Source organism: Pseudomonas sp. GW821-FHT02H09 (genome assembly GCF_059421425.1).
Genome location: NZ_JBWKVA010000002.1, coordinates 413519 through 436081, shown reverse-complemented (window position 1 = coordinate 436081; position 22563 = coordinate 413519). Strand labels below are relative to the sequence as shown.

Annotated in this window: 20 protein-coding genes; 18 read left to right on the top strand and 2 right to left on the bottom strand. The window is 58.3% G+C overall.

The genetic code is table 11. The annotated features are described in order from the left end of the window. Positions 1-776: 776 nt before the first annotated feature. Together AC07VR_RS04550 and AC07VR_RS04545 are read right to left on the bottom strand one after the other, a co-directional pair. A complete protein-coding gene (locus tag AC07VR_RS04550) occupies positions 777-1997 on the bottom strand; it encodes a CaiB/BaiF CoA transferase family protein (protein WP_495010564.1) in 1221 nt (406 codons plus the stop codon). A gap of 13 nt (positions 1998-2010) precedes the next feature. After that, positions 2011-3192, bottom strand: a complete 1182-nt coding sequence (locus tag AC07VR_RS04545) for an acyl-CoA dehydrogenase (protein ID WP_494991168.1) — start codon at positions 3190-3192, stop codon at positions 2011-2013. Positions 3193-3349: 157 nt separating this feature from the next. Between AC07VR_RS04545 and AC07VR_RS04540 the strand changes: the two genes are divergently transcribed. The 18 genes from AC07VR_RS04540 to AC07VR_RS04455 all read left to right on the top strand — a co-directional run bounded on the left by AC07VR_RS04540 (position 3350) and on the right by AC07VR_RS04455 (position 22563). Next, positions 3350-4249: a LysR family transcriptional regulator gene (locus tag AC07VR_RS04540; protein ID WP_494991167.1), complete on the top strand. Its 900-nt coding sequence runs from the start codon at positions 3350-3352 to the stop codon at positions 4247-4249. Positions 4250-4699: 450 nt separating this feature from the next. Beyond that, positions 4700-5821 carry a Re/Si-specific NAD(P)(+) transhydrogenase subunit alpha gene (locus tag AC07VR_RS04535; RefSeq protein ID WP_495010563.1) on the top strand — a complete coding sequence of 374 codons (1122 nt, stop codon included), beginning with the start codon at positions 4700-4702 and terminating at the stop codon, positions 5819-5821. A 15-nt stretch (positions 5822-5836) separates the two neighbouring features. Next, a complete protein-coding gene (locus AC07VR_RS04530) occupies positions 5837-6160 on the top strand; it encodes an NAD(P) transhydrogenase subunit alpha part 2 (protein ID WP_005783507.1) in 324 nt (107 codons plus the stop codon). Then, the gene (locus AC07VR_RS04525; RefSeq protein ID WP_495010562.1) at positions 6160-7596 is read left to right on the top strand and encodes an NAD(P)(+) transhydrogenase (Re/Si-specific) subunit beta; all 1437 of its coding nucleotides are present in this window, start codon (positions 6160-6162) and stop codon (positions 7594-7596) included. Before AC07VR_RS04530 ends, AC07VR_RS04525 begins: the two co-directional genes overlap by 1 nt. Positions 7597-7776: 180 nt before the next feature. After that, entirely contained in the window at positions 7777-9270 is a 1494-nt protein-coding gene (gene scpC, locus AC07VR_RS04520; protein ID WP_495010561.1) for a succinyl-CoA:acetate CoA-transferase ScpC, read from the top strand. A gap of 319 nt (positions 9271-9589) precedes the next feature. Beyond that, positions 9590-9805 (top strand): DUF1127 domain-containing protein, encoded by a 216-nt coding sequence (locus tag AC07VR_RS04515; RefSeq protein ID WP_494991163.1) that lies wholly within the window; start codon positions 9590-9592, stop codon positions 9803-9805. Positions 9806-10076: 271 nt separating this feature from the next. Next, entirely contained in the window at positions 10077-10286 is a 210-nt protein-coding gene (locus tag AC07VR_RS04510) for a DUF1127 domain-containing protein (protein WP_494991162.1), read from the top strand. A 184-nt stretch (positions 10287-10470) separates the two neighbouring features. Next, on the top strand, positions 10471-10788 hold the full coding sequence (locus tag AC07VR_RS04505; protein WP_494991161.1) for a DUF2388 domain-containing protein: 318 nt from the start codon (positions 10471-10473) through the stop codon (positions 10786-10788). 107 nt (positions 10789-10895) lie between these two features. Further along, positions 10896-11204: a DUF2388 domain-containing protein gene (locus tag AC07VR_RS04500; RefSeq protein ID WP_494991160.1), complete on the top strand. Its 309-nt coding sequence runs from the start codon at positions 10896-10898 to the stop codon at positions 11202-11204. Between the two features lie 26 nt (positions 11205-11230). Beyond that, positions 11231-11551 carry a DUF2388 domain-containing protein gene (locus AC07VR_RS04495; protein ID WP_494991159.1) on the top strand — a complete coding sequence of 107 codons (321 nt, stop codon included), beginning with the start codon at positions 11231-11233 and terminating at the stop codon, positions 11549-11551. Continuing rightward, positions 11548-13509: a DUF7844 domain-containing protein gene (locus tag AC07VR_RS04490; protein WP_494991158.1), complete on the top strand. Its 1962-nt coding sequence runs from the start codon at positions 11548-11550 to the stop codon at positions 13507-13509. The genes AC07VR_RS04495 and AC07VR_RS04490 overlap by 4 nt, the downstream gene beginning before the upstream one ends. Before the next feature lie 420 nt (positions 13510-13929). Further along, positions 13930-15237: a CitMHS family transporter gene (locus AC07VR_RS04485; protein ID WP_494991157.1), complete on the top strand. Its 1308-nt coding sequence runs from the start codon at positions 13930-13932 to the stop codon at positions 15235-15237. A gap of 84 nt (positions 15238-15321) precedes the next feature. Continuing rightward, complete coding sequence (locus tag AC07VR_RS04480) at positions 15322-16089, top strand: TerC family protein (RefSeq protein WP_494991156.1); 768 nt, start codon at positions 15322-15324, stop codon at positions 16087-16089. A gap of 227 nt (positions 16090-16316) precedes the next feature. After that, the gene (locus tag AC07VR_RS04475) at positions 16317-17975 is read left to right on the top strand and encodes a Na/Pi cotransporter family protein (protein WP_495010560.1); all 1659 of its coding nucleotides are present in this window, start codon (positions 16317-16319) and stop codon (positions 17973-17975) included. Positions 17976-18074: 99 nt separating this feature from the next. Continuing rightward, positions 18075-19469 (top strand): M16 family metallopeptidase, encoded by a 1395-nt coding sequence (locus AC07VR_RS04470; RefSeq protein ID WP_495010559.1) that lies wholly within the window; start codon positions 18075-18077, stop codon positions 19467-19469. Between the two features lie 47 nt (positions 19470-19516). Then, entirely contained in the window at positions 19517-20560 is a 1044-nt protein-coding gene (locus AC07VR_RS04465; protein ID WP_495010558.1) for a DUF5924 family protein, read from the top strand. Positions 20561-20614: 54 nt separating this feature from the next. Next, the gene (locus AC07VR_RS04460) at positions 20615-21763 is read left to right on the top strand and encodes an ABC transporter permease (RefSeq protein ID WP_494991152.1); all 1149 of its coding nucleotides are present in this window, start codon (positions 20615-20617) and stop codon (positions 21761-21763) included. Then, a complete protein-coding gene (locus tag AC07VR_RS04455; RefSeq protein ID WP_495010557.1) occupies positions 21760-22563 on the top strand; it encodes an ABC transporter ATP-binding protein in 804 nt (267 codons plus the stop codon). The genes AC07VR_RS04460 and AC07VR_RS04455 overlap by 4 nt, the downstream gene beginning before the upstream one ends.

Here is a 22563-nt window from a genome sequence, read left to right as displayed (position 1 = left end):
GCTGATAATCTTGTTGACTATCAGTCTGACTCCACAAGCACCCACACGAATTGCTTGATTCAGTTGTTAAAGAGCGGTTGGTTAAGATCTTTCGTCTCAACCGAGGCGCGCATTCTACGCTTTCCTCTGTATCTGTCAAGCGGTTATTTTTCGAAGTTTTCAAAGTTTCCTTTGTAACTTCAACCACTTGGCGCTTCCGATCACTCGTTAGCGGGAGGCGAATTCTACAGCGTTACACGCTGCTGTCAACACCTCTTTTACACCGCTTTCGACCGAGTGGATCGAACCGTTAATAGAGCCAAACCTCACCGCCCCAGTAACTCTTTCCGGCTTCGCTGAACTGAAGCTCAAGCGCTGTCGAAAACTGCGTAACTCTTTGTTTACCAAGGAGTTTTCCGTTTCGACTGCGCCGGAAGTGGGGCGAATTATAGACTTCCAGATTCTGCCGTCAAGGGTTAATTCAAATTATCTATCAACAAAGCTGAAATGGACCAAAAGAACCCAATGCCAGTCAGTTAAGGAGTTTTAAGTTCAGCACTGTCCCCCGCAGCAGCTGCCGAAGGCTGCGCCCGGCGGCGAAGCCGTCGCAAATCCTGCTTCCACGATTTGTCTGGAATACCGCAGTGACTGTTTTACGACTGCTGCGCAGCCGGACGCAGGCTTCGCCAGCTGCTACTGTCCGCGTAATGTCTTAACTGACTGGCATTGCCAAAAGAACCCGTTTTTAACCCTTCTATATAGTAGAGCCGTCAGCACCTATATATAGAAGGGGACATTCACAGCACTCCAGCCTCTTTCAACACAGCAACGGCTGATGCCTCCAGACCCAGCACCCGTTGCAACACCTGTAAGGTGTGCTCACCTAATAGAGGCGGGGCATGGCGGTATTCAACCGGCGTCTCAGAAAGACGGATTGGGCTAGCCACCTGTGGAACCAGTCCAGCCAAGGCATGGGGTAGTTCAATTGCCAGCCCACGAGCCTTAACCTGAGGATCGGCGAACACCTGAGCCAGATCGTTGATCGGCCCACAAGGCACACCGGCTTGCTCCAGTTGCGCCACCCATTGAGCCGTAGTCTTGAACACCGTTGCTTGACGGATCAGCGGAATCAACACTGCCCGATTAGCCACCCGCAGCTTGTTCGTGGCAAACCGCGGATCGTCCGCCCATTGTGGCTGTCCGGCCACTTCAGCAAACTTGCGAAACTGCCCGTCATTCCCAACGGTAAGAATGAAGTCACCATCTGCGGTCGGGAAGTCCTGGTATGGCACGATGTTCGGATGAGCGTTCCCTAACCGCTTGGGCGCAACCCCTGTGGTCAGGTAGTTCATCGCCTGGTTGGCCAGACAGGCCACCTGAACATCCAGCAGCGCCATGTCGATATGCTGGCCGCCACCTTCATGATCCCGATGAGCCAGCGCTGCCAGAATTGCGACCGTCGAGTAGAGCCCGGTCAGAATATCCGTCAGTGCTACTCCGACTTTCACCGGCCCGGCACCTTCACTTCCTTCAGGTCGGCCAGTCAGACTCATCAATCCGCCCAAGCCCTGAATCATGAAGTCATAACCGGCACGCTTGGCATAAGGCCCCGTTTGACCAAAGCCTGTGATCGAGCAATAGATCAGATCAGGGTTAAGCGCCTTGAGCGACTCATAGTCCAGACCATAAGCCGCCAGACCACCGACCTTGAAGTTTTCGATCAAAATGTCGGACTTGGCCGCCAGCTCACGCACCAGCTGCTGGCCTTCCGGACGCGTGAAGTCGATGGTGACCGATTGCTTGTTGCGATTGGCCGATAAGTAATAGGCCGCTTCGCTGGTGTTCTCGCCATAGGCGTCTTTCAGGAAGGGCGGCCCCCAGGCGCGCGTGTCGTCGCCATTACCCGGGCGCTCGACCTTGATCACCTCAGCCCCGAGATCCGCAAGGATCTGCCCGGCCCAAGGACCGGCCAGCACTCGCGACAAGTCCAATACCCGCAGATGCGAAAGCGCGCCCATGGTCGTTCTCCTATTAATAGAACGCCTGGATACCGGTCTGCGCACGACCAAGGATCAGCGCATGTACGTCATGAGTACCCTCATAGGTATTCACCACTTCCAGATTGACCAGGTGACGGGCAACACCGAATTCATCGGAGATACCGTTGCCGCCCAACATGTCACGAGCCATACGAGCAATATCCAGGGACTTGCCGCAAGAGTTGCGCTTCATCATGGACGTGATCTCGACGGCTGCAGTGCCTTCGTCCTTCATACGGCCCAGGCGCAAGCAACCTTGCAAGGCGAGGGTGATCTCAGTCTGCATGTCGGCCAGTTTCTTCTGGATCAACTGAGTAGCCGCCAGCGGTCGGCCAAACTGTTGACGATCCAGTGTGTACTGGCGAGCGGTGTGCCAGCAGAACTCAGCAGCGCCCAGCGCCCCCCAGGAAATGCCATAACGGGCCGAGTTAAGGCAGGTAAAAGGCCCCTTCAAACCACGAACGTCAGGGAAAATGTTCTCTTCTGGCACAAACACGTTGTCCATGACGATTTCGCCGGTAATGGAGGCGCGCAGACCGACCTTGCCGTGAATCGCCGGAGCACTCAGGCCCTTCCAGCCTTTTTCCAGTACGAAGCCGCGGATGTCTCCCGCATCGTCCTTACCCCAGACCACGAAAACATCAGCGATCGGACTATTAGTGATCCACATCTTGCTGCCAGTCAGGCTGTAGCCGCCTTCCACTTTGCGCGCACGAGTGATCATCGCGCCAGGATCGGAACCATGGTCAGGTTCAGTCAGACCGAAACAACCGATCCATTCACCAGAGGCAAGCTTGGGCAGGTATTTCTGCTTCTGTGCTTCAGTGCCGAACTCGTTGATTGGCACCATTACCAGAGAAGACTGCACGCTCATCATCGAACGATACCCGGAGTCGACTCGCTCGACTTCACGGGCAATAAGTCCGTAGCTGACATAGTTCAGGCCGCTGCCACCGTATTGCTCTGGAATGGTGGCACCCAGCAGGCCGATTTCACCCATCTCGCGGAAAATCGCCGGGTCAGTCTTTTCATGGCGGAAAGCTTCGAGAACCCGCGGAGCCAGCTTGTCGCGAGCAAATTGCTCAGCGCTGTCGCGCACCATGCGCTCTTCTTCAGTGAGCTGTTGATCCAGCAGCAGGGGATCGATCCAGTTAAAGCTAGCTTTACCGCCCATGAGTGAGTCCTCGCGAAGTAGGTCAAATATCGTGGACTGATCCTAGGCCTGGCTCGCGGATACAGCAAACGAGGATTTTGCATACTGTTGTGCTAATTTCTCACTCCGTGATAGCGCTAAACTACTTACTGGCGCTTTATTATTGAGATTGCCGTACATGCGCAGAAAAATCCCCAGTACAGCTGCACTGATCAGCTTTGAAGCAGCAGCTCGGCACGAAAGCTTTACCAAGGCTGCGCAAGAGCTCTCCCTTACACAGGGAGCCATTTGTCGGCAGATCGCCAGCCTGGAGGAATTTTTGAGCGTCGAATTGTTTCGACGCTCACGCCGGGGAGTGAAGCTGACCGAAGCAGGGCTGTCTTATAGTCGCCGGGTCGCGACACAGCTGGATGCCGTCGAGCGCGATACGCTCTCGGTGATGGGACAGCAGGGCGCCAACGTCATCGAGCTGGCCGTAGTCCCCACCTTTGGCACTCAATGGCTGCTACCGCGGCTCAAGGACTTCCAGCAGCAACACCCCGAAGTCACGGTTAACCTTACCAACCGTACCCGGCCTTTCCTGTTCGCCGACACTGACTTTGATGCGGCGATTTATTTTGGCGATGCCGATTGGTCAGGCACCGAGTCCCATCGACTGATGGGCGAAACCCCCATGCCGGTTTGCAGCCCGCGACTTCTGGGCATTCGAAGCCAATTGAGCGCCGAAGAGATCGCCGAACTGCCTCTGCTGCAACAAACCACCCGGCCTTATGCCTGGCGTCAGTGGTTCAGCTCACAGAACCTGAATGTCCCTCGAGACATGACAGGACCGCGTTACGAGCTATTCTCCATGCTTGCCCAGGCCGCCATGCATGACATGGGCATCGCATTGATTCCACCATTCCTTATTCAGCGGGAGTTAACAGAGAAGCGGCTGGTGATCGCCAATCCCCAGGCGCTGTCCAGCATCAAGGCGTATTACCTGATGATTCCTGACCGAAAGGTCGAATCGGCATCGTTACGGGCTTTCAGGGATTGGCTGGTAAGGCAGGCGCAGAGCTACAGCTTAGAAGAATAGGGGCTTCAAGGCTTTAATTGACCCGGTAGTCAGTAAATGTAAATTACTACAGATATAACTATATGTCGCATTTTAGAAAACTGTACCGGAAGGAGGGACAATCGTCCCATAAGCGCCTAAAGACGTGGCTTGCGGCATCTATTTTGAAGCAATGCGGCTTCATTCACAGCGTCGATGTATAAATTCTTGAAATTCAGCAAAAACCTATACAAGGCACGGCTTACAAGGGATCAAGCGCTACTGTTGCGACATTCGGTCACAGGGTGACTTGTAGTTAATTTTCCGTCACCCGTCATAATCCCTTGAAGGGCACAAAGTTCGCCTGCAAAATGCCGCGCCCCGCCTTGATTACACGGGGTCGTGCTGATCGGCCGCCCCAGCAGCACCATCCGGAGTGCGCTGGCCTTCTTATAAAGATCAAATGCAATAAGATCATGCAGGAGATTTGACGTGCACATTGGTGTTCCTCTCGAAACCCAGACGGGTGAAACGCGGGTTGCTGCAACCCCTGAAACCATCAAGAAGCTGATCGGCCAGGGTCATAAAGTCACTGTGCAAAGCGGCGCCGGCATTAACGCCAGCGTTGTCGACAGTGCCTATGAAGCAGTAGGCGCAAGCATTGGCAGCGCCAACGAGGCGTTCGGTGCGGAGCTGATTCTTAAAGTGGTCGCGCCCAGCGACAGCGAACTGGCCCTGATCAAACGCGGCACCGTGCTGGTGGGTATGCTCAATCCGTTCAGCAATGAAACCATTGCCAAGCTGGCTGAGTGCGGTATCACGGCCTTCGCGCTGGAAGCCGCTCCGCGCACCTCCCGCGCACAAAGCCTTGATGTACTGTCCTCCCAGGCCAACATCGCCGGCTATAAAGCCGTGTTGGTGGCCGCTTATCACTATCCACGCTTCATGCCGATGCTGATGACCGCCGCAGGCACGGTGAAAGCCGCGCGGGTGCTAATCCTCGGCGCAGGCGTTGCCGGTTTGCAGGCGATTGCTACCGCCAAGCGTCTGGGTGCAGTGATCGAAGCCTCGGACGTGCGTCCGGCGGTGAAGGAACAGATCGAGTCCCTGGGTGCCAAGTTCGTCGACGTGCCTTACGAGACCGATGAGGAACGCGAATGCGCCGTGGGTGTCGGCGGTTATGCGCGGCCAATGCCTGCCAGCTGGATGCAGCGTCAAGCGCTGGCGGTACACGAGCGCGCCAAGCAGGCGGACATTGTCATTACCACCGCGCTGATTCCGGGTCGCAAGGCACCGGTATTGTTGAGCGCGGAAACCGTCGCGCAAATGAAGCCCGGCTCGGTGGTCATCGACCTCGCGGCAGCTCAAGGCGGCAACTGCCCGCTGACGGTAGCCGATCAGGTGATCGTCGCTCACGGCGTGACCATCGTCGGCCATACCAACCTGGCGGCGCAGGTCGCTGCAGATGCCTCGGCGCTGTATGCCCGCAATCTGCTGGACTTCCTGAAGCTGGTCTTCACTCCAGAAGGCCAATTCCAGCTCAACCTCGAAGACGACATCGTCGCCGCGTGCCTGATGTGCCGCGACGGCCAAGTCATCCGCAAAAACGCCTAAGCAGGGATTCAGACGATGGAAGAGCTTATCTCCCCCGGTATCTACAACCTGATCATCTTCGTGCTGGCGATTTATGTCGGTTATCACGTGGTCTGGAACGTTACACCTGCACTGCACACGCCATTGATGGCGGTGACCAACGCCATTTCGGCAATTGTCATCGTCGGCGCCATGCTCGCTGCTGCTTTGACCGTGACTCCGCTGGGTAAAACCATGGGCACCCTGGCTGTGGCTTTGGCCGCGGTGAATGTGTTCGGTGGCTTCCTGGTGACCCGCAGGATGCTTGAGATGTTCAAGAAGAAAGCGCCCAAAGCTGTGAAAGAAGAGGTGCAGAAGTAATGAGCATGAATCTTGTAACGACGCTCTATTTGATCGCGTCGATCTGCTTCATCCAGGCCCTGAAAGGCCTGTCGCATCCGACCACTTCCCGACGCGGCAATGTGTACGGAATGCTCGGAATGGCCTTGGCGATTGTCACCACCATCGGCCTCTTCTATAAGCTGGGGGCCGAGCTGGCCACGGCCGGAATCGGTTACGTGATCGTCGGTCTGTTGGTCGGCGGCACGGCCGGTTCGATCATGGCCAAGCGCGTCGAGATGACCAAGATGCCGGAACTGGTCGCTTTCATGCACAGCATGATCGGCATGGCGGCGGTGTTCATCGCCATCGCTGCCGTCGTCGAACCGCAGTCTCTGGGCATCGTCAAACAACTGGGTGATTCGATTCCGGCCGGTAACCGTCTGGAGCTGTTCCTCGGCGCAGCAATCGGTGCCATTACCTTCTCGGGTTCGGTGATCGCCTTCGGCAAGCTGTCGGGCAAGTACAAGTTTCGTCTATTCCAGGGCGCACCGGTACAGTTCGGCGGTCAGCATAAGTTGAACCTGATCTTGGGCCTGGCAACCTTGGGCCTGGGCATCACCTTTATGATGACCGGTAACTTCGGTGCCTTCGCACTGATGCTGGCGCTGGCCTTCGTGCTCGGCGTGCTGATCATCATCCCGATCGGCGGTGCCGACATGCCGGTCGTGGTGTCGATGCTCAACAGCTACTCCGGCTGGGCCGCGGCCGGGATCGGCTTCTCGCTGAACAACTCGATGCTGATCATCGCAGGTTCCCTGGTGGGCTCGTCCGGTGCGATCCTCTCGTACATCATGTGCAAGGCGATGAACCGTTCGTTCTTCAACGTACTGCTTGGCGGCTTCGGTAACAATGCAGATGCCGCTGGCCCGGCCGGCGCGAAAGAAGTCCGTCCGGTGAAATCCGGCTCGGCTGACGACGCGACCTTCCTGCTGACCAACGCCGACACCGTGATCATCGTTCCGGGTTATGGCCTGGCGGTCGCCCGGGCGCAACACGCGCTTAAAGAGCTGACCGAGAAACTGACCCATAATGGCGTGACCGTGAAGTATGCGATTCACCCGGTAGCGGGTCGTATGCCAGGTCACATGAACGTCCTGTTGGCTGAGGCCGAAGTGCCTTACGACCAGGTGTTCGAGATGGACGACATCAACTCCGAGTTCGGTCAGGCCGACGTGGTGCTGGTACTGGGTGCCAACGACGTGGTCAACCCGGCCGCGAAGAACGATCCGAAATCGCCGATTGCCGGCATGCCGATTCTCGAAGCGTTCAAGGCCAAGACGATCATCGTTAACAAGCGCTCGATGGCCAGCGGTTATGCCGGTCTGGACAACGAACTGTTCTATCTGGACAAGACCATGATGGTTTTTGGCGACGCCAAGAAGGTCATCGAAGATATGGTCAAGGCTGTCGATTAAACCCTGCTTTCGCGCAATACCGAAAACCCCGGCCTGAAGCAGGCTGGGGTTTTTTATTGCCTGCTAAAAACCGACCAAAGGCTCTAAATCAAGGCCCGGCATTCGACCATGGTCGCGGGACGATTTTTTTTGAAATCACTAGACTGCGCATCTTGCTTCCGTTGCCCGAGATAACAATCCATGTACCGTGATCGTATCCGCTTGCCTTCGTTGTTGGATAAGGTAATGAGCGCTGCTGACGCTGCCGCTCTGATTCAGGACGGCATGACCGTCGGCATGAGCGGCTTCACCCGCGCCGGCGAAGCCAAGGCCGTACCCCACGCACTGGCCGAACGCGCCAGGTTCACGCCACTGAAAATCAGCCTGATGACCGGCGCCAGCCTGGGCAACGACCTCGACAAGCAGCTCACTGAAGCCGGTGTTCTGGCCCGCCGTATGCCGTTCCAAGTCGACAGCACACTGCGCAAGGCCATCAACGCAGGCGAGGTGATGTTCATCGACCAGCACCTGTCGGAAACCGTGGAGCAACTGCGCAACCAGCAACTCAAGCTGCCGGACATCGCAGTGATTGAAGCCGTGGCGATCACTGAGCAAGGCCACATCGTGCCGACCACCTCGGTAGGCAACTCGGCCAGCTTCGCGATCTTCGCCAAACACGTGATCGTCGAGATCAACCTGGCACACAATCCCAATCTGGAAGGTCTGCACGACATCTATATCCCGACCTACCGTCCGACCCGCACACCGATTCCGCTGGTCAAGGTTGATGACCGCATCGGCAGCACCGCCATCCCGATCGACCCGGCCAAGATTGTCGCCGTGGTGATTACCAATCAGTCCGACTCGCCCTCCACTGTACTGCCGCCGGATAGCGAAACCCAGGCCATTGCCGACCACCTGATCGACTTCTTCAAACAGGAGGTCGACGCCGGGCGCATGACTAACAAGCTCGGACCTCTGCAAGCCGGTATCGGCAGCATCGCCAACGCAGTGATGTGCGGGCTGATCGACTCGCCATTCGAAGACCTGACCATGTACTCCGAAGTCCTGCAGGACTCGACCTTCGACCTGATCGATGCCGGAAAACTGAGCTTCGCCTCGGGCAGCTCGATCACCCTGTCGAGCCGTCGCAATACTGATGTGTTCGGCAACCTTGAGCGCTACAAGGACAAACTGGTACTGCGTCCACAGGAAATCTCCAACCACCCCGAAGTAGTTCGTCGCCTGGGCATCATCGGCATCAACACCGCGCTGGAGTTCGACCTGTACGGCAACGTCAACTCCACGCACGTCTGTGGTACACGGATGATGAATGGCATCGGCGGCTCGGGCGACTTCGCGCGCAATGCGCACCTGGCGATCTTCGTCACCAAGTCGATTGCCAAAGGCGGCGCGATTTCCAGCGTGGTGCCAATGGTCAGCCACGTGGACCATACCGAGCATGACGTCGACATCCTCGTTACAGAGCAAGGCCTGGCCGACCTGCGGGGCCTGGCGCCGCGGGAGCGGGCGAGGGCGGTCATCGACAACTGCGTGCATCCGGCTTATCGCGAAGCATTGAACGACTACTTCAATGCGGCCTGCGCAGTGGGCGGGCACACTCCGCATATCCTGCGTGATGCACTGAGCTGGCACATCAACCTGGAGGAAACCGGGAAAATGCTCGCGGTGTAATTGATACAGTTGGCAGCTGACGCAAATGCAATTTCGTCAGCTGCTCATAGTCGCAGGAACACCCGCCTAAAACTGTACTGCTGTACCGGTCTTTTCCTACCGAAATCTCCTACCTTTCAGAGCTCAACACTCTAAAACGCACCATAATAGTGCCGACAGGTACAGTTGCCTCAATTATGAGCAGTACAGCACCTATAAACAGTTAACTGGCCCATCACAATACAGGTGAACTGTATCTAGAGAGACTTGCGCAAGAGGAGGATCATTGGCATCAGTTAAACCACTACCTAATCCCGCCATAAGCGGAAGGATGTCAACCATGGAACGTACACTCAGTTCCGACCTGTTCTTCGAAGACAATGCTGTAAACACCCAGGCTTCCATGCCTTTTCGCGTTATCGCCAACCTGATGCTGTGGCAGCGCCGCATCTCCAGCCGCCATCAACTGGCTCGCCTGGATTCGCGTCTGCTGGCTGACGCAGGGATTAGCGAAGCTCAACGCTACGAAGAGCTGAGCAAGCCGTTCTGGCGCTAAGTTAGCGTCGCTGGCTCTGGCCCTCCGGGCCCACCGCCAGCAACCCGAATTGCACAAACAAAACCCGTCGCAGGCAACTGCGACGGGTTTTGTCGTTTCAGAACCTGTAATCGAGCCTGTACAGAAGATCTGTTTCCTGACAGATACAGTTAATAAACAAGTTAAATTGAACCAGTACAATTTAACGCTGGTGTATCTGTATCCACCAATGCCCAGAGAACAAGATGGTGCCCCAGGGCCGGTACCTCGGCCTGCTCGCAAGGACTGCACCATGAATCGCCTACTGGATACATCGATACCCAACTCTCAACAGCGTTCGTTCGCCAGTGGCCTGGGTCGGCTGTTTGCAGCACTGGCTCGGAGCATGGAAAGAACCCGCACCCGACACTTGCTGGCCCAGCTTAATGCTCAGCAACTGTCCGACCTGGGCATCAGTCACTCCGATCGGCTGGCTGAACTGGATAAACCATTCTGGCGCTAGCCGTACACAGCAGACGAAACGGGACTATTCGAACAGACACTGTGCGGCCTAATATCCGGCAAGAACGTGGCGAACACTGCAGAGCGTGCGTCTGATGCCCAAGGCACTACGCAACTCGCAGTGGCTGCCCGGTGTTTTGACCCGCTCCACTTTTATCTGTTTATTCACAGGAGTTACCCCCCCAATGTCCCGTTTTCGCCTGCTCAGCGCTGCAGCCCTGCTGGCCGTAGCCGCCAATGCGCATGCCTCCAGCCTGATCGTCACCACTGATGCCATTGTCGGCGCGCTCAAGGGCACATCCGACGCCTCGTCCGATGCCACTTCGTCATTGCGTGACCACAAGATCGTCCTCGCGGCCCGTGACGACGCTGCCAGCTTCGTCGCCAGCGAAGGCGCCATTCGCGGTGTGAAACTGGAAAGCGCTTTTGATTACATTCGCCATCAGGCGCCGCAGTTGAATGCGACCGACGCACAGCTGGCCCAGGCCATCCTGGCGATCTGACCGCAGGTCGGGAAGCGGGGCGCAAACGCTGCGTCCCAATCCTTCGGCGCTGGCTCTGGCCCAGGCATTACGCTAGCCTTGGCGCTCGTTTTCAGCTATCGAGCCTCATGCGCTTTCTCTCAGATCTGCTCATCGCCCTGGCATTTATCGCTGTCTGCTGGACAGGTTCGGTCCATGCCTTCGACCTCAGCACGCAAGGCCTTGTAGTCAGCGGCTACGCCACAAGCAAAGTGACGTCCGCGCCCTTCGACAATAAACTGATACTCGCCGCACAGGATGACGCCGCAGCCTTCATTGCCAGTGATGGCCAACTGCGAGGCGCGCAACTGGAATCCGCCCTGGTTTACCTGCATCAGACCCAACCAAAACTTCGTGCCAGTGACCTTGAACTGGCACAGGCAATTCTCGTCCAATAATTACCCATGCTTTTCGGAGTCGTTCCATGCGCAACCCGCTGATTGCTGCCACCCTTGGCCTGCTGCTGTTGGCCGACGCGGTCCAGGCGCACACCCTGGTAGCCACCAGTAACATGATTGTTCGCGCCTCCCGGCGCACAATCGATTTCACTTCCGATACCACCACGTCCATCCGTGACTCAAAAATCGTGCGTGAAGCCCACGACGATGCGGCCAGTTTCGTCGCCAGCAATGGTGATATCCGTGGCGCGCATCTGGAAGCCGCTTTCAACACCTTACGCACCCGCGTACCTGAAGCCCGCGATGCCAGCGATCAGGTACTCGCCGAAGCCATCCTCGCACTGTGAAGCCGCTCGCCGCCTGGATACTGGCCGGGGTTGTTTCGCTGCTGGCCAACACGGCCCAGGCCGACCTGCAATTACGGCTCAAGACCGATGGTCTGAGCCCTGCTGAGCAACACGCCAGCCAGGCACTGCTCGATGAAGCCGTACAGGCTCTGCCACCGCGTTTTACCGAACAACTGGACCGCCGCATCGATGTTGACTGGACCAACGACATGCCAGGCAACGCCTACGGCGAGGCGTCGCTGGTGGCCGAACTTGAGCTCAATCGCAACCTGCTGGCCGGTCTCACCGACGGCTCCGCCGCGACGAAAAAAACCAATCGCCCCCACGGCACCGTGCGCCAGGAAATGCTCGCCACGGTGTTGCACGAACTGACCCACATCTACGATCGCGCGCGTTTATGGCCGGACGCCGAACGCACGCTGATCCAGCGTTGCACACGGCAGAACAACAGCTCAGGACTGATCGGCATCCCGGACCAATGCCGTGGCCAGACGGCGCGACGCTTTACCCTCAGTGATGACCCGCGCCTGCTGGATCTGGCCGGCTGGCCACAATACGTCGGGCGCCGTGGCGAACGCGAGCAGCACAACCGACAGATCGCCCGCAGCCCGGATATCTACGAGACAAGCAATCCGAAAGAGTTCGTTGCGGTCAACATGGAGTACTTCCTCCTTGACCCGAGCTACGCCTGTCGTCGTCCCGCGCTGTATCGCTACTACAAAGAACATTTCGGCTGGGCGCCCGCCGCCAGGGACACCTGCGCCAAGTCTTTCGCGTTCCTCAACGCCGGCAATGACTTCGCCAAACAACCGCTAGGGCAGGTCGATCCGGAGCGGGTGTATGCCGTCGACTATCTACTGGCCGAAGCCAACCAGAACTGGGTCAGCCGCTGGGGTCATAGCATGTTGCGGCTGGTGATCTGCGCGCCTGGCCGTCCTCGTGGGCCAGACTGCCGACTGGATCTGGACCAGCATCTGGTGCTGTCCTATCGCGCCTTTGTTGGCGACGTACAATTGTCGAGTTGGGATGGTCTGGTCGGAAAGTATCCGTCTCGACTATTCGTGTTGCCGCTGGCGCAAGTCATCGACGAATACACCAAGACGGAACTGCGTAGCCTGGCCTCGGTGCCTCTCAACCTGTCGCGTAGCGAGATCGAAGACGTGGTCGAGCATGCGGCCGAGATGCACTGGAGCTACGACGGTAACTATTTCTTCCTGTCCAACAACTGCGCGGTCGAAAGCCTCAAGTTGCTACGCAGCGGCAGCAACAACCCACAGCTGACCGGCCTGGACAGCATCATGCCCAACGGTTTGCTGGAAGTGCTCAAGGGCCGTGGTCTGGCGGACACCAGTGTGCTGGACAACCCGCGCGAGGCCTTGCGTCTGGGCTATCGCTTCGACTCGTTCCGTGACCGCTATCAGACAATGTTCGAGGTGTTGAAGAAGCATCTGCCGATCAAGCAGAACAGCGTCGAAGACTGGTTATCGCTGAGCGCAACAGAACGTCGCCAATGGTTCGATCAGGCCGACCTGCGCACCAGTGCTGCCTTGCTGCTGCTGGAGCAGGCGAGTTTCCGTCAGCAATTACTGCTGGCTCAGAATGAAGTCAAACAGCGTTACCTCGGTGCGCGCGAGCTGAAAAATGGCGGCATGGATAAAGCCAGCGGCACTTTGCAGCAGATCCTGGCTAACAGCGGCTTCCTCAGCCGACCGGCCGAACTGTTAGGCAGTAGCGGTTATGGCTTGCCTCAGGCCAGTGAGTGGAAGCGGCTGGAATCGGAGAGCAGCCTGCGTCAGAAGCAGCTGCAAGCCTTGACCGGCGATCTTGATAAAGAAGTCCGAGCCTTGCTCGAGCCAGGCCGCGCGGCGGAGATTGCGGCGAATGAGGCCAATCTCAAGCAGGTAGGCGAGCATTTGCGGGCGTTGCACAAGGCAGCTGGCGGGCTGGAGCTGCCTTAACCCTGTAACAACTGGCGAAGCCTGCGTTCGGCCGCGAAGCGGTCGTAAATCCTGCCTCCACGGTTAACCTGAAAAACCGCGGTGCCTGATTTTACGACCGCTTCGCGGCCGAACGCAGCCTGGCGGCAGCTGCTACAAGTCCTGGATACGTCCGACATACAACTCGTCAGTCATTTCATCAGCGAAAGCTGGCTGAAAGCTTCCACGATTAGGATCGCCCTCACTGCCGGCACCAGACCGGTTGGCCAAAGCGAGCGTTTCGACCTCATGCGGCCCAATTAACAACAACAATGGTGATTCTGATGTTTGCTGCGACCCGCCTGCTTGCCCCAACTCCCCCCGTACGCCTCGTGCTTTCCGTTCTGCGCTGACCCCAATCGGTTCGCCATTCCCTAGCCGCGCTACGCCTGGAGTATTCCTATGCTGACTTTCCTTGGCTTTGCCATGGTCATCACGTTCATGTTCCTGATCATGACCAAGCGCCTGTCGGCGCTGATCGCGTTGATCATCGTTCCGATCCTGTTCGCCTTATTCGGTGGTTTTGCACCGAAAATCGGCCCGATGATGCTCGAAGGCATCACCAAACTAGCCCCGACCGGGGTGATGCTGATGTTCGCCATTCTCTATTTTGCCTTGATGATCGACTCCGGACTGTTCGACCCGGCGGTGCGCAAGATCCTCAAACTGGTCAAGGGCGATCCGCTGAAAGTCTCGGTCGGTACCGCGGTACTGGCACTGATCGTGTCCATGGACGGTGATGGCGCCACAACCTATATGATTTGCGTGGCCGCCATGCTGCCGCTCTACAGCCGCATCGGCATGAGCCCGCGGATCATGGCCGGTTTGATCATCCTCGCCGGCGGCGTGATGAATATGACGCCGTGGGGCGGCCCGACTGCTCGCGCAGCCAGCGCCCTGCATGTCGACCCGTCGGACATCTTCGTTCCAATGATCCCGGCGATGCTCGCCGGTGTCGTGGCGATCCTGGTCATTGCCTACATGTACGGCAAACGCGAACGTGCGCGTCTGGGTGAGTTGCACCTGCATGGTGACGAAATCGACCACAGCGAAATCAGCGTTTCGCAGTTCCCGGATGCCCGTCGTCCGAAACTGATCTGGTTCAACGGCGCACTGACTCTGGCGCTGATGTGCACACTGGTCGCCGGTCTGCTGCCATTGCCGGTGTTGTTCATGGTCGCCTTCAGTATCGCCATGATCGTCAACTACCCATGCCTGCAGCAACAGAAGGACCGCGTCGCGGCCCACGCCGGTAGCGTACTGGCAGTGGTCGGGCTGATTTTTGCCGCGGGTATCTTCACGGGCATACTGTCCGGCACCGGCATGGTCGACGCGATGTCGAAAAGCTTGCTGTCGGTGATCCCGGACGCACTCGGCCCGTACCTCGCCATGATCACTGCGCTGGTGAGCATGCCGTTCACCTTCTTCATGTCCAACGATGCTTTTTATTACGGCGTATTACCGGTTCTCGCCGAAGCCGCCAGCCACTACGGGATCACGGCTGTGGAGATGGCTCGTGCTTCGATCGTCGGTCAACCCGTCCACTTGCTGAGCCCGCTGGTGCCGTCGACCTATCTGCTGGTGGCGCTGGCCGGAATCGAATTCGGTGATCACCAGCGCTTCACCCTCAAGTGGGCAGTGCTGGTATGCCTATGCATAATGTTCGCTGCTTTGCTGATGGGGATTTTTCCGCTGTTCAGCACTCTATAGGCCCAAGACTCACCGCGCCGGGCCTGAACTTCGATTCTCGAAGCATGGCCCGGCGCGGTTTAACACTCGCTCAAAGGAATACACATGGAATGGCTGACCAACCCGGAAATCTGGGTTGCCTTCTTTACGCTGACCGCCCTGGAAATCGTCCTGGGCATCGACAACATCATCATGATCTCGATCCTGGTCAGCCGCATGCCCAAGCACATGCAGGCGCGCACGCGGATTTTCGGATTGGCGCTGGCCATGGTCACGCGGATTCTGTTGTTACTGTCGATCACTTGGGTCATGCGTCTCACGGCTGATCTGTTCGTGGTCTTCGGCCAGGGTATTTCCGGTCGCGACCTGATCCTGTTCTTCGGTGGCCTGTTCCTGCTCTGGAAAAGCTCCCAGGAGATGTACCACGCGCTGGAGGGCGAAGATGAAACCGACGGCGAGCCGACAGGCAAGGGCGGTAATTTCTTTTACACCATCATCCAGATCGCGATCATCGACATCGTCTTCTCCCTGGACTCAGTGATCACCGCAGTCGGCATGGTTTCCCATGTGCCGGTCATGATCGCTGCAATTATCGTCGCGGTACTGGTGATGATGATGGCTTCCGGCACCATCAGCGAATTCATCGACAAGCACCCGTCGCTGAAAATGCTCGCGCTGTCGTTCCTTCTGGTGGTCGGCACGGTCCTGATTGCCGAGGCCTTCGATGTGCATGTACCAAAAGGCTACGTCTACTTCTCCATGGCGTTCTCGCTGGCGGTGGAAGCGATCAACATCAAGATGCGTACTGCCATCGCGAAAAAGCGCAAACAACAAGATCCCGTGAAACTACGCAAGGACATTCCGGGTCAATAACCTGAGAGCGCGCAGTTAAGGAAGGGGCTTTCGAGCCCCTTTTTTGCGCCTGCACGCTGTCACAAAAGAAGCTGAATTAATGACAGTTTTGTTTCAATCGACTCTTTAGCTATGCGATGCTGGCGCCCAACACCTTAGCCAGCTACAGCTTAAGTACAGAACGTAAGACGTCGCGCGGCACCGTCGACTTGCCCCTTTGGGGCGCTATTCACCACAGGGGCCCCAGCATGCTGACCCTGCTCAATTTACTATCCGCCGTGACCTTATTGATTTGGGGCACGCACATCGTCCGAACCGGCATCCTGCGGGTCTACGGCTCGAATCTGCGCCACGTGATCAGCCAGAATATGTCCAGGCGCCCGCTGGCCTTTGTCGCCGGAATTCTGGTAACCGCCATGGTCCAGAGCAGCAACGCCACGGCCATGCTGGTCACTTCGTTCGTTAGCCAGGGCTTGATGGCGCTGACGCCCGCGCTGGCGACCATGCTGGGCGCCGACGTTGGTACAGCGTTAATGGCGCGGGTACTGACCCTCGACCTGTCCTGGCTGTCGCCGCTGTTGATTTTTCTTGGGGTGATTTTCTTTCTGTCGCGTAAACAGACCCGCGTCGGACAATTGGGGCGGGTTGGCATCGGTCTGGGGTTGATCATCCTCGCCCTGCAACTGATCGTCGAAGCCGCTGTGCCCATCACCCATGCGCAAGGCGTGAAGGTAGTATTTGCCTCCCTGACCGGCGATATCCTGCTCGACGCCTTGGTCGGCGCGCTATTTGCGATGATCTCCTACTCCAGCCTTGCGGCGGTCCTGCTGACGGCGACCTTGGCCAGCGCGGGCGTGATCAGCCTGCCAGTGGCCATCGGCCTGGTGATCGGAGCGAACATTGGCAGTGGTGTGCTGGCCTTCCTCAGTACCAGCATGCAGAACGCCGCTGGCCGGCAAGTGGCACTGGGTAGCCTGCTGTACAAGCTGATCGGCCTGCTGTTGATCATCCCTGTACTCACTCCGCTGGTGAAGTGGATGGACGCTCTGCACTTCCGACCTCAAGGGCTGGTGATCGGTTTTCATCTGCTCTACAACTCCGTGCGCTGCCTGCTGTTGTTGCCCAGCGTCGGGCCGATGGCACGGATCTGTAGCTGGCTACTACCCCAGCGCTCGGAAGCAAACGGGCTGGCTCGACCCCGCCACCTGGACTCGACTGCCCTGGTCACACCGAGCCTGGCGCTGGCCAACGCAGCGCGGGAAACCCTGCGTATCGGCGACCTGGTCGACAACATGCTTGAAGCGATGCTCGATGTGCTGCGCGGTAAACAAACCGCTGTCACCCTGGAAGTGCGCCGTTTGAGCGACGACGTTGAGGTGCTTTACAGCGCGATCAAGCTGTATCTGGCGCAGATGCCCCGCGAGGACCTCGGCGAGCAGGACAGCCGCCGCTGGGCCGAAATCATCGAGCTGGCGATCAACCTGAAGCTCGCAGGGGATTTGATCGAGCGCATGCTGCGCAAGGTTCAACAGCAGAAGACCTCGCAACGCCGCTCCTTCTCCGATGTGGGCCTGGAAGAACTGGTGGACTTGCACAGCCAACTGATCGCCAACTTGCGCCTGGGCCTGTCGGTATTCCTCAGCGCCGACAAGGAAAGCGCACGGCAACTGCTGCGTGAAAAACGCCGCTTCCGCGCGCTGGAACGGCGTCTGGCCCATGCTCACGTCAGCCGTCTGCAACGCAAGATCGTGCAAAGCATCGAGACCAGTTCGCTGCATCTGGAGTTGATTGCAGACATGAAGCGTCTGAATTCGCTGTTCTGCAGCAGCGCCTATGCGGTGCTGGAGACCACCGACACCGGAGCGCTGGCGGTGGACGATGTTGCTGACATCACACATTCGCCTTGAACGTCTGGCTTTGGTAGAAGTCAGTTAAAACTGAAAGCGCGACCGTTTCGCGGATCGTTCGCAGCCTTCGGCAGCTCCTACCCCGCCAGGAAGCCCGTCATGCGTTGCCTGTTGTTCGTTTTTCTGTTGCTCGGCTCAACCCATTCTATTGCCCTGGATCGTTTCCAGGTCGAGGGCTATCTGCTGCCCAACGGCCTGCAATTGCTGCTCAAACCCGGCAGCGAACGCGGCCATGTGGCGATTCGTCTGGTAGTCGGCGTTGGCCTGGATGATTTCAGCTGTGCCAACAAGGAGCTCCCGCACCTGTTCGAACACTTGCTGTTCAGCGGCATCGATGCCAGCGGTGAGGGCGGGCTGGAAGAACGCATGCAGGCACTGGGCGGCGAATGGAACGCCTACACCAGCAACGCCGACACCACTTTCGTCATCGAAGCCCCAGCGAAGAACCAACGCAAAGTCCTCGATCTGTTACTGGCACTGCTGACCCGCACCGAGATTGACGACACTGCCATCGCTGCCGCCAAACAAGTCGTCGAACGTGAAGATGGCGGTCATTATTCGCACCTGCAGCGCTGGCTGGACCGCCAGGACCTGGGTCATAAGGCCAGCAATCAGTTGGCGGTGGAACTCGGTCTCAAATGCACCGAGCGGGCCGAGGTCGACCACCTGACCCGCGAACAACTGGAGCAACTGCGCAAAGCCTGGTACGCCCCCAACAACATGACCCTGATCGTCGTCGGCGAACTTGACCGCCTGCTGCCGGCGTATCTGGAACGCACCTATGGGCAACTGGATCCGGTCGACCCCAGCGAGCACTTGCCACTGCCCGAAATCCAGACCAAAGCTGCCCCGCAGCGCAGCTTGATCCAGGGCTGGGCCGGTGGTGGCGCCAAACTGCACTGGCTATTCCCCGAGCCAGTACTGGACAACCAACCCGACGAAACCTTCGACCTGCTCAAGGACTACCTGGATTGGGAGCTGTATCGCCAACTGCGCCTGGACCATGGGCTGTCCTACGGCCCCTGGAGCGAACGCGAAGTGTTCGGTGGCGTCGGTTTTTTCAGCCTGAACGCCGACCTGGAGCGCGATGATCTGCCGCAGGCTGAGCAAGTGCTCAATGACATGAAGGCCCGCCTGCTCAAGGACGGACTCGACCCCACCACCTTCGCTCGCCTGCAGCAGGCCGCCGTTGCCCGTCAGGCGTGGGCAGTGCAAGGCAATAGCGCTCTGGCCGATTACTACTGGAGCGCGCTGGGCGATTACGAGGATGGGCGTTTTGCCGACCCGGCCAGACGCCTGCAAGCAGTCAGCCTGGAGCAAGCCAACCAGGCCATGCGCCAGTTGCTCAACCAGCCCGGCTACTTGCGCATCGAGAAGTCCTTGCTCAGTTATGACGCGTTGAGCGGGCTGGTTGCAGGCATATTCGCTCTGTTGATGACGTTACTGCTCGGCTGGCGGTTTTATCGCAAACAGATCCGCTCTAGACGCAGCTAAGACGTTATTCTGTCGGGGATTTTTCCCTTGAGACTGCGAACCGCCGAATGCCTGACTGGACTCTTTACATACAGCGCATGCTGGAGCTGATGAAGCGCTATCCAGGAGTGATAGCGCTCGGCGGTTTTATCTCTGGGATCGGCAGCTTCATTCTGGTGGATCGCCAGCAAAGCCTGGCGACCTGGATCGCAACCATCATGCTGGTGAGCTGGGTCTGGCTGATGCTGGAAAACAGTCTCACCCAGCTGTTCACCAAGGTCTTCAAGCGCGAGATCCCGCAGCCCTTGCTGCGTTATGCGACGCAGATGATCCATCAGGAAAGTCTGTTCTTCGTCCTGCCGTTCTTCTTTATCACCACCACCTGGAACAGCGGGCAACTGGTATTCACCAGTCTGCTCGGCGCGGCGGCACTGATTTCGATTACCGATCCGCTGTATTACAAATGGCTGGCACCACGCCGCTGGCTGTTTCTGGCACTGCACACCCTGACGTTGTTTGCCGCGTTGCTGACGGCGTTGCCGATTATTGTGCACCTGACCACCACTCAAAGCTTCATGCTGGCGCTGGGCATCGCCATGCTGTTGTCTTTCCCGAGCCTGGCGTCGAGTTTTCCAATCCGCAACTGGCGCGGAGGGCTGATGTTACTGGGGATAACATTGGCTATCGGCTGCGCCGGTTGGCTGCTGCGCTCCTGGGTGCCACCGGCGACCCTGTGGATGACCGAGGTGGCGATCAGCACTGAACTCCAGGGCAGAACCCCTGGCGACGACCTGGACGAAGTCAGCGCCAGCCAGGTGCGCAGCAGCGGTCTGTATGCCTACACGGCGATCAACGCGCCACGGGGGCTGGACGAGCGGATTTACCACGTCTGGCAGTTTGAGGGTAAAGAGGTCGACCGCATCGCCCTGGATATTCACGGTGGGCGAAAGGAAGGCTACCGGGCCTGGACCCACAAACAGAACTTTCCGGACAATCCGGTTGGCCGCTGGCAGGTTCGCGTGCTGACCGAAGACGGTCAGATGATCGGCGTATTGCGCTTTGACGTGACCGACAAAGGCCAAGGCGTCGAGACGCCTGGCGAGGCAAAGTAACCGTGATCGTGCTATTACGTAGCACTGTGTAATAGCCGAACAAGCACAGAGCTTATGAGCAGTAGCACGATGGCCGGCAACGCCCAACTGGATACGTCGAACACCCCTGTGCGGCTGCGGGTCACGGGCGACTGGACGCTTGCCCATTACACCGATCTCAAGCGGCTGACCGATGATCTTCACGGCCAGTACGACGACACTACCCACATCGACCTTAATAACCTCGGCGCGCTCGACACCGCCGGAGCGTCGCTGCTGGTAGAACTGTTGGGCGCCGAGCGGCTTGGCAAATCCACCGAACATCCCGATTGCAGCCTGTCCTCCGCCGACCGCGCGCTGCTGCAAACCGTCTACTGCTCGCTGACCGACTTCTGTGTACCGGTCAAAGAACCTGAGGTGAGCGTCGGTATCCAACTGCTGACCCGAATCGGCCGCGCCGTCGACGCGGTCTGGCAGGACACCTTGCAACTGCTGGGCTTTATTGGTCTGATCCTCCAAACGCTGGTGCGCAACCTGTTGCGGCCCAAGCACTGGCGCATCACTCCGACGGTCGCGCACATCGAGCAGACCGGCCTCGACGCGGCGCCTATCGTTGCCTTGCTGACCTTTCTGGTGGGTGCGGTAGTGGCCTTTCTCGGTGCCACAGTGCTGGCCAGTTTTGGTGCAAGCGTCTTTACCGTGGACCTGGTCGCGTTCTCCTTCCTGCGGGAGTTCGGCGTGTTGCTCACCGCGATATTGATGGCCGGGCGAACAGCCAGTGCGTTCACCGCGCAAATCGGCTCAATGAAGGCCAACGAAGAGATCGACGCGATTCGTACACTCGGCCTCGATCCCGTCGAGCTGCTGGTACTGCCCCGCGTTCTGGCGCTGCTCGTGGCGCTGCCGATGCTGACCTTTCTGGCGATGCTCTCGGGCATTGTCGGCGGCGGAGTGGTCTGTGCGCTCTCGCTGGGTATTTCGCCGGCGATGTTTCTCTCACTGCTGCAATCTGATATCGGGATTCAGCACTTTCTGGTCGGGATGGTGAAAGCACCGATCTTCGCTTTCCTGATCGCAGCGATCGGCTGTCTGGAAGGTTTCAAGGTCAGTGGCAGTGCCGAATCAGTAGGAGCTCACACCACCTCCAGTGTGGTGCAGTCGATCTTTGTGGTGATTGTTCTCGACGCCGTGGCCGCGTTGTTCTTTATGGAGATGGGCTGGTGAGTCGTTTACCCCGTACGCCCGCCGAGGCGGTGATCGAGGTCCGTGGGCTGTGCAATCGCTTCGGCAGCCAGAGCGTGCATGAAAATCTCGACCTGGATTTGTACAAGGGCGAGATTCTCGCCGTGGTCGGCGGCTCCGGCAGTGGCAAGTCCGTGCTGTTGCGCAGCATCATTGGTCTACGTCGGCCCAGCGAAGGATCGGTGCGGGTGTTTGGCCAGGATTTGCCGAACCTCCCAGAACACGAGCGTTCGCGGGTGGAACGGCGCTTGGGTGTACTGTTTCAGAAGGGCGCGTTATTTTCCTCGCTGACGGTCACCGAAAACGTTGCGCTGCCGCTGATCGAGCACGCGGGTTTGAGCCGTCCCGACGCCGAACACCTGGCAGCGGTGAAACTCGCGCTGGCTGGTCTGCCGCTGTCGGCCGCGGAAAAATACCCGTCCTCGCTGTCCGGCGGCATGATCAAGCGCGCGGCGCTGGCCCGGGCCTTGGCGCTGGACCCGGACATCCTGTTTCTCGATGAGCCGACTGCCGGTCTCGACCCGATTGGCGCCGCCGCCTTCGATCAGTTGATCCTGACCCTGCGCGATGCGTTGGGCCTGAGCGTGTTTCTGGTCACCCACGACCTCGACACGCTGTACACCATCACCGACCGGGTCGCGGTGCTGGCGCAAAAAAAAGTGCTGGTGGCGGACGCCATCGACAAAGTCGCCGAGACCGACGACGCCTGGATTCACGAATACTTCCATGGCCCTCGCGGCCGCGCGGCATTCCAAGCAGCTTCACAGCTCAACGAGGTATGA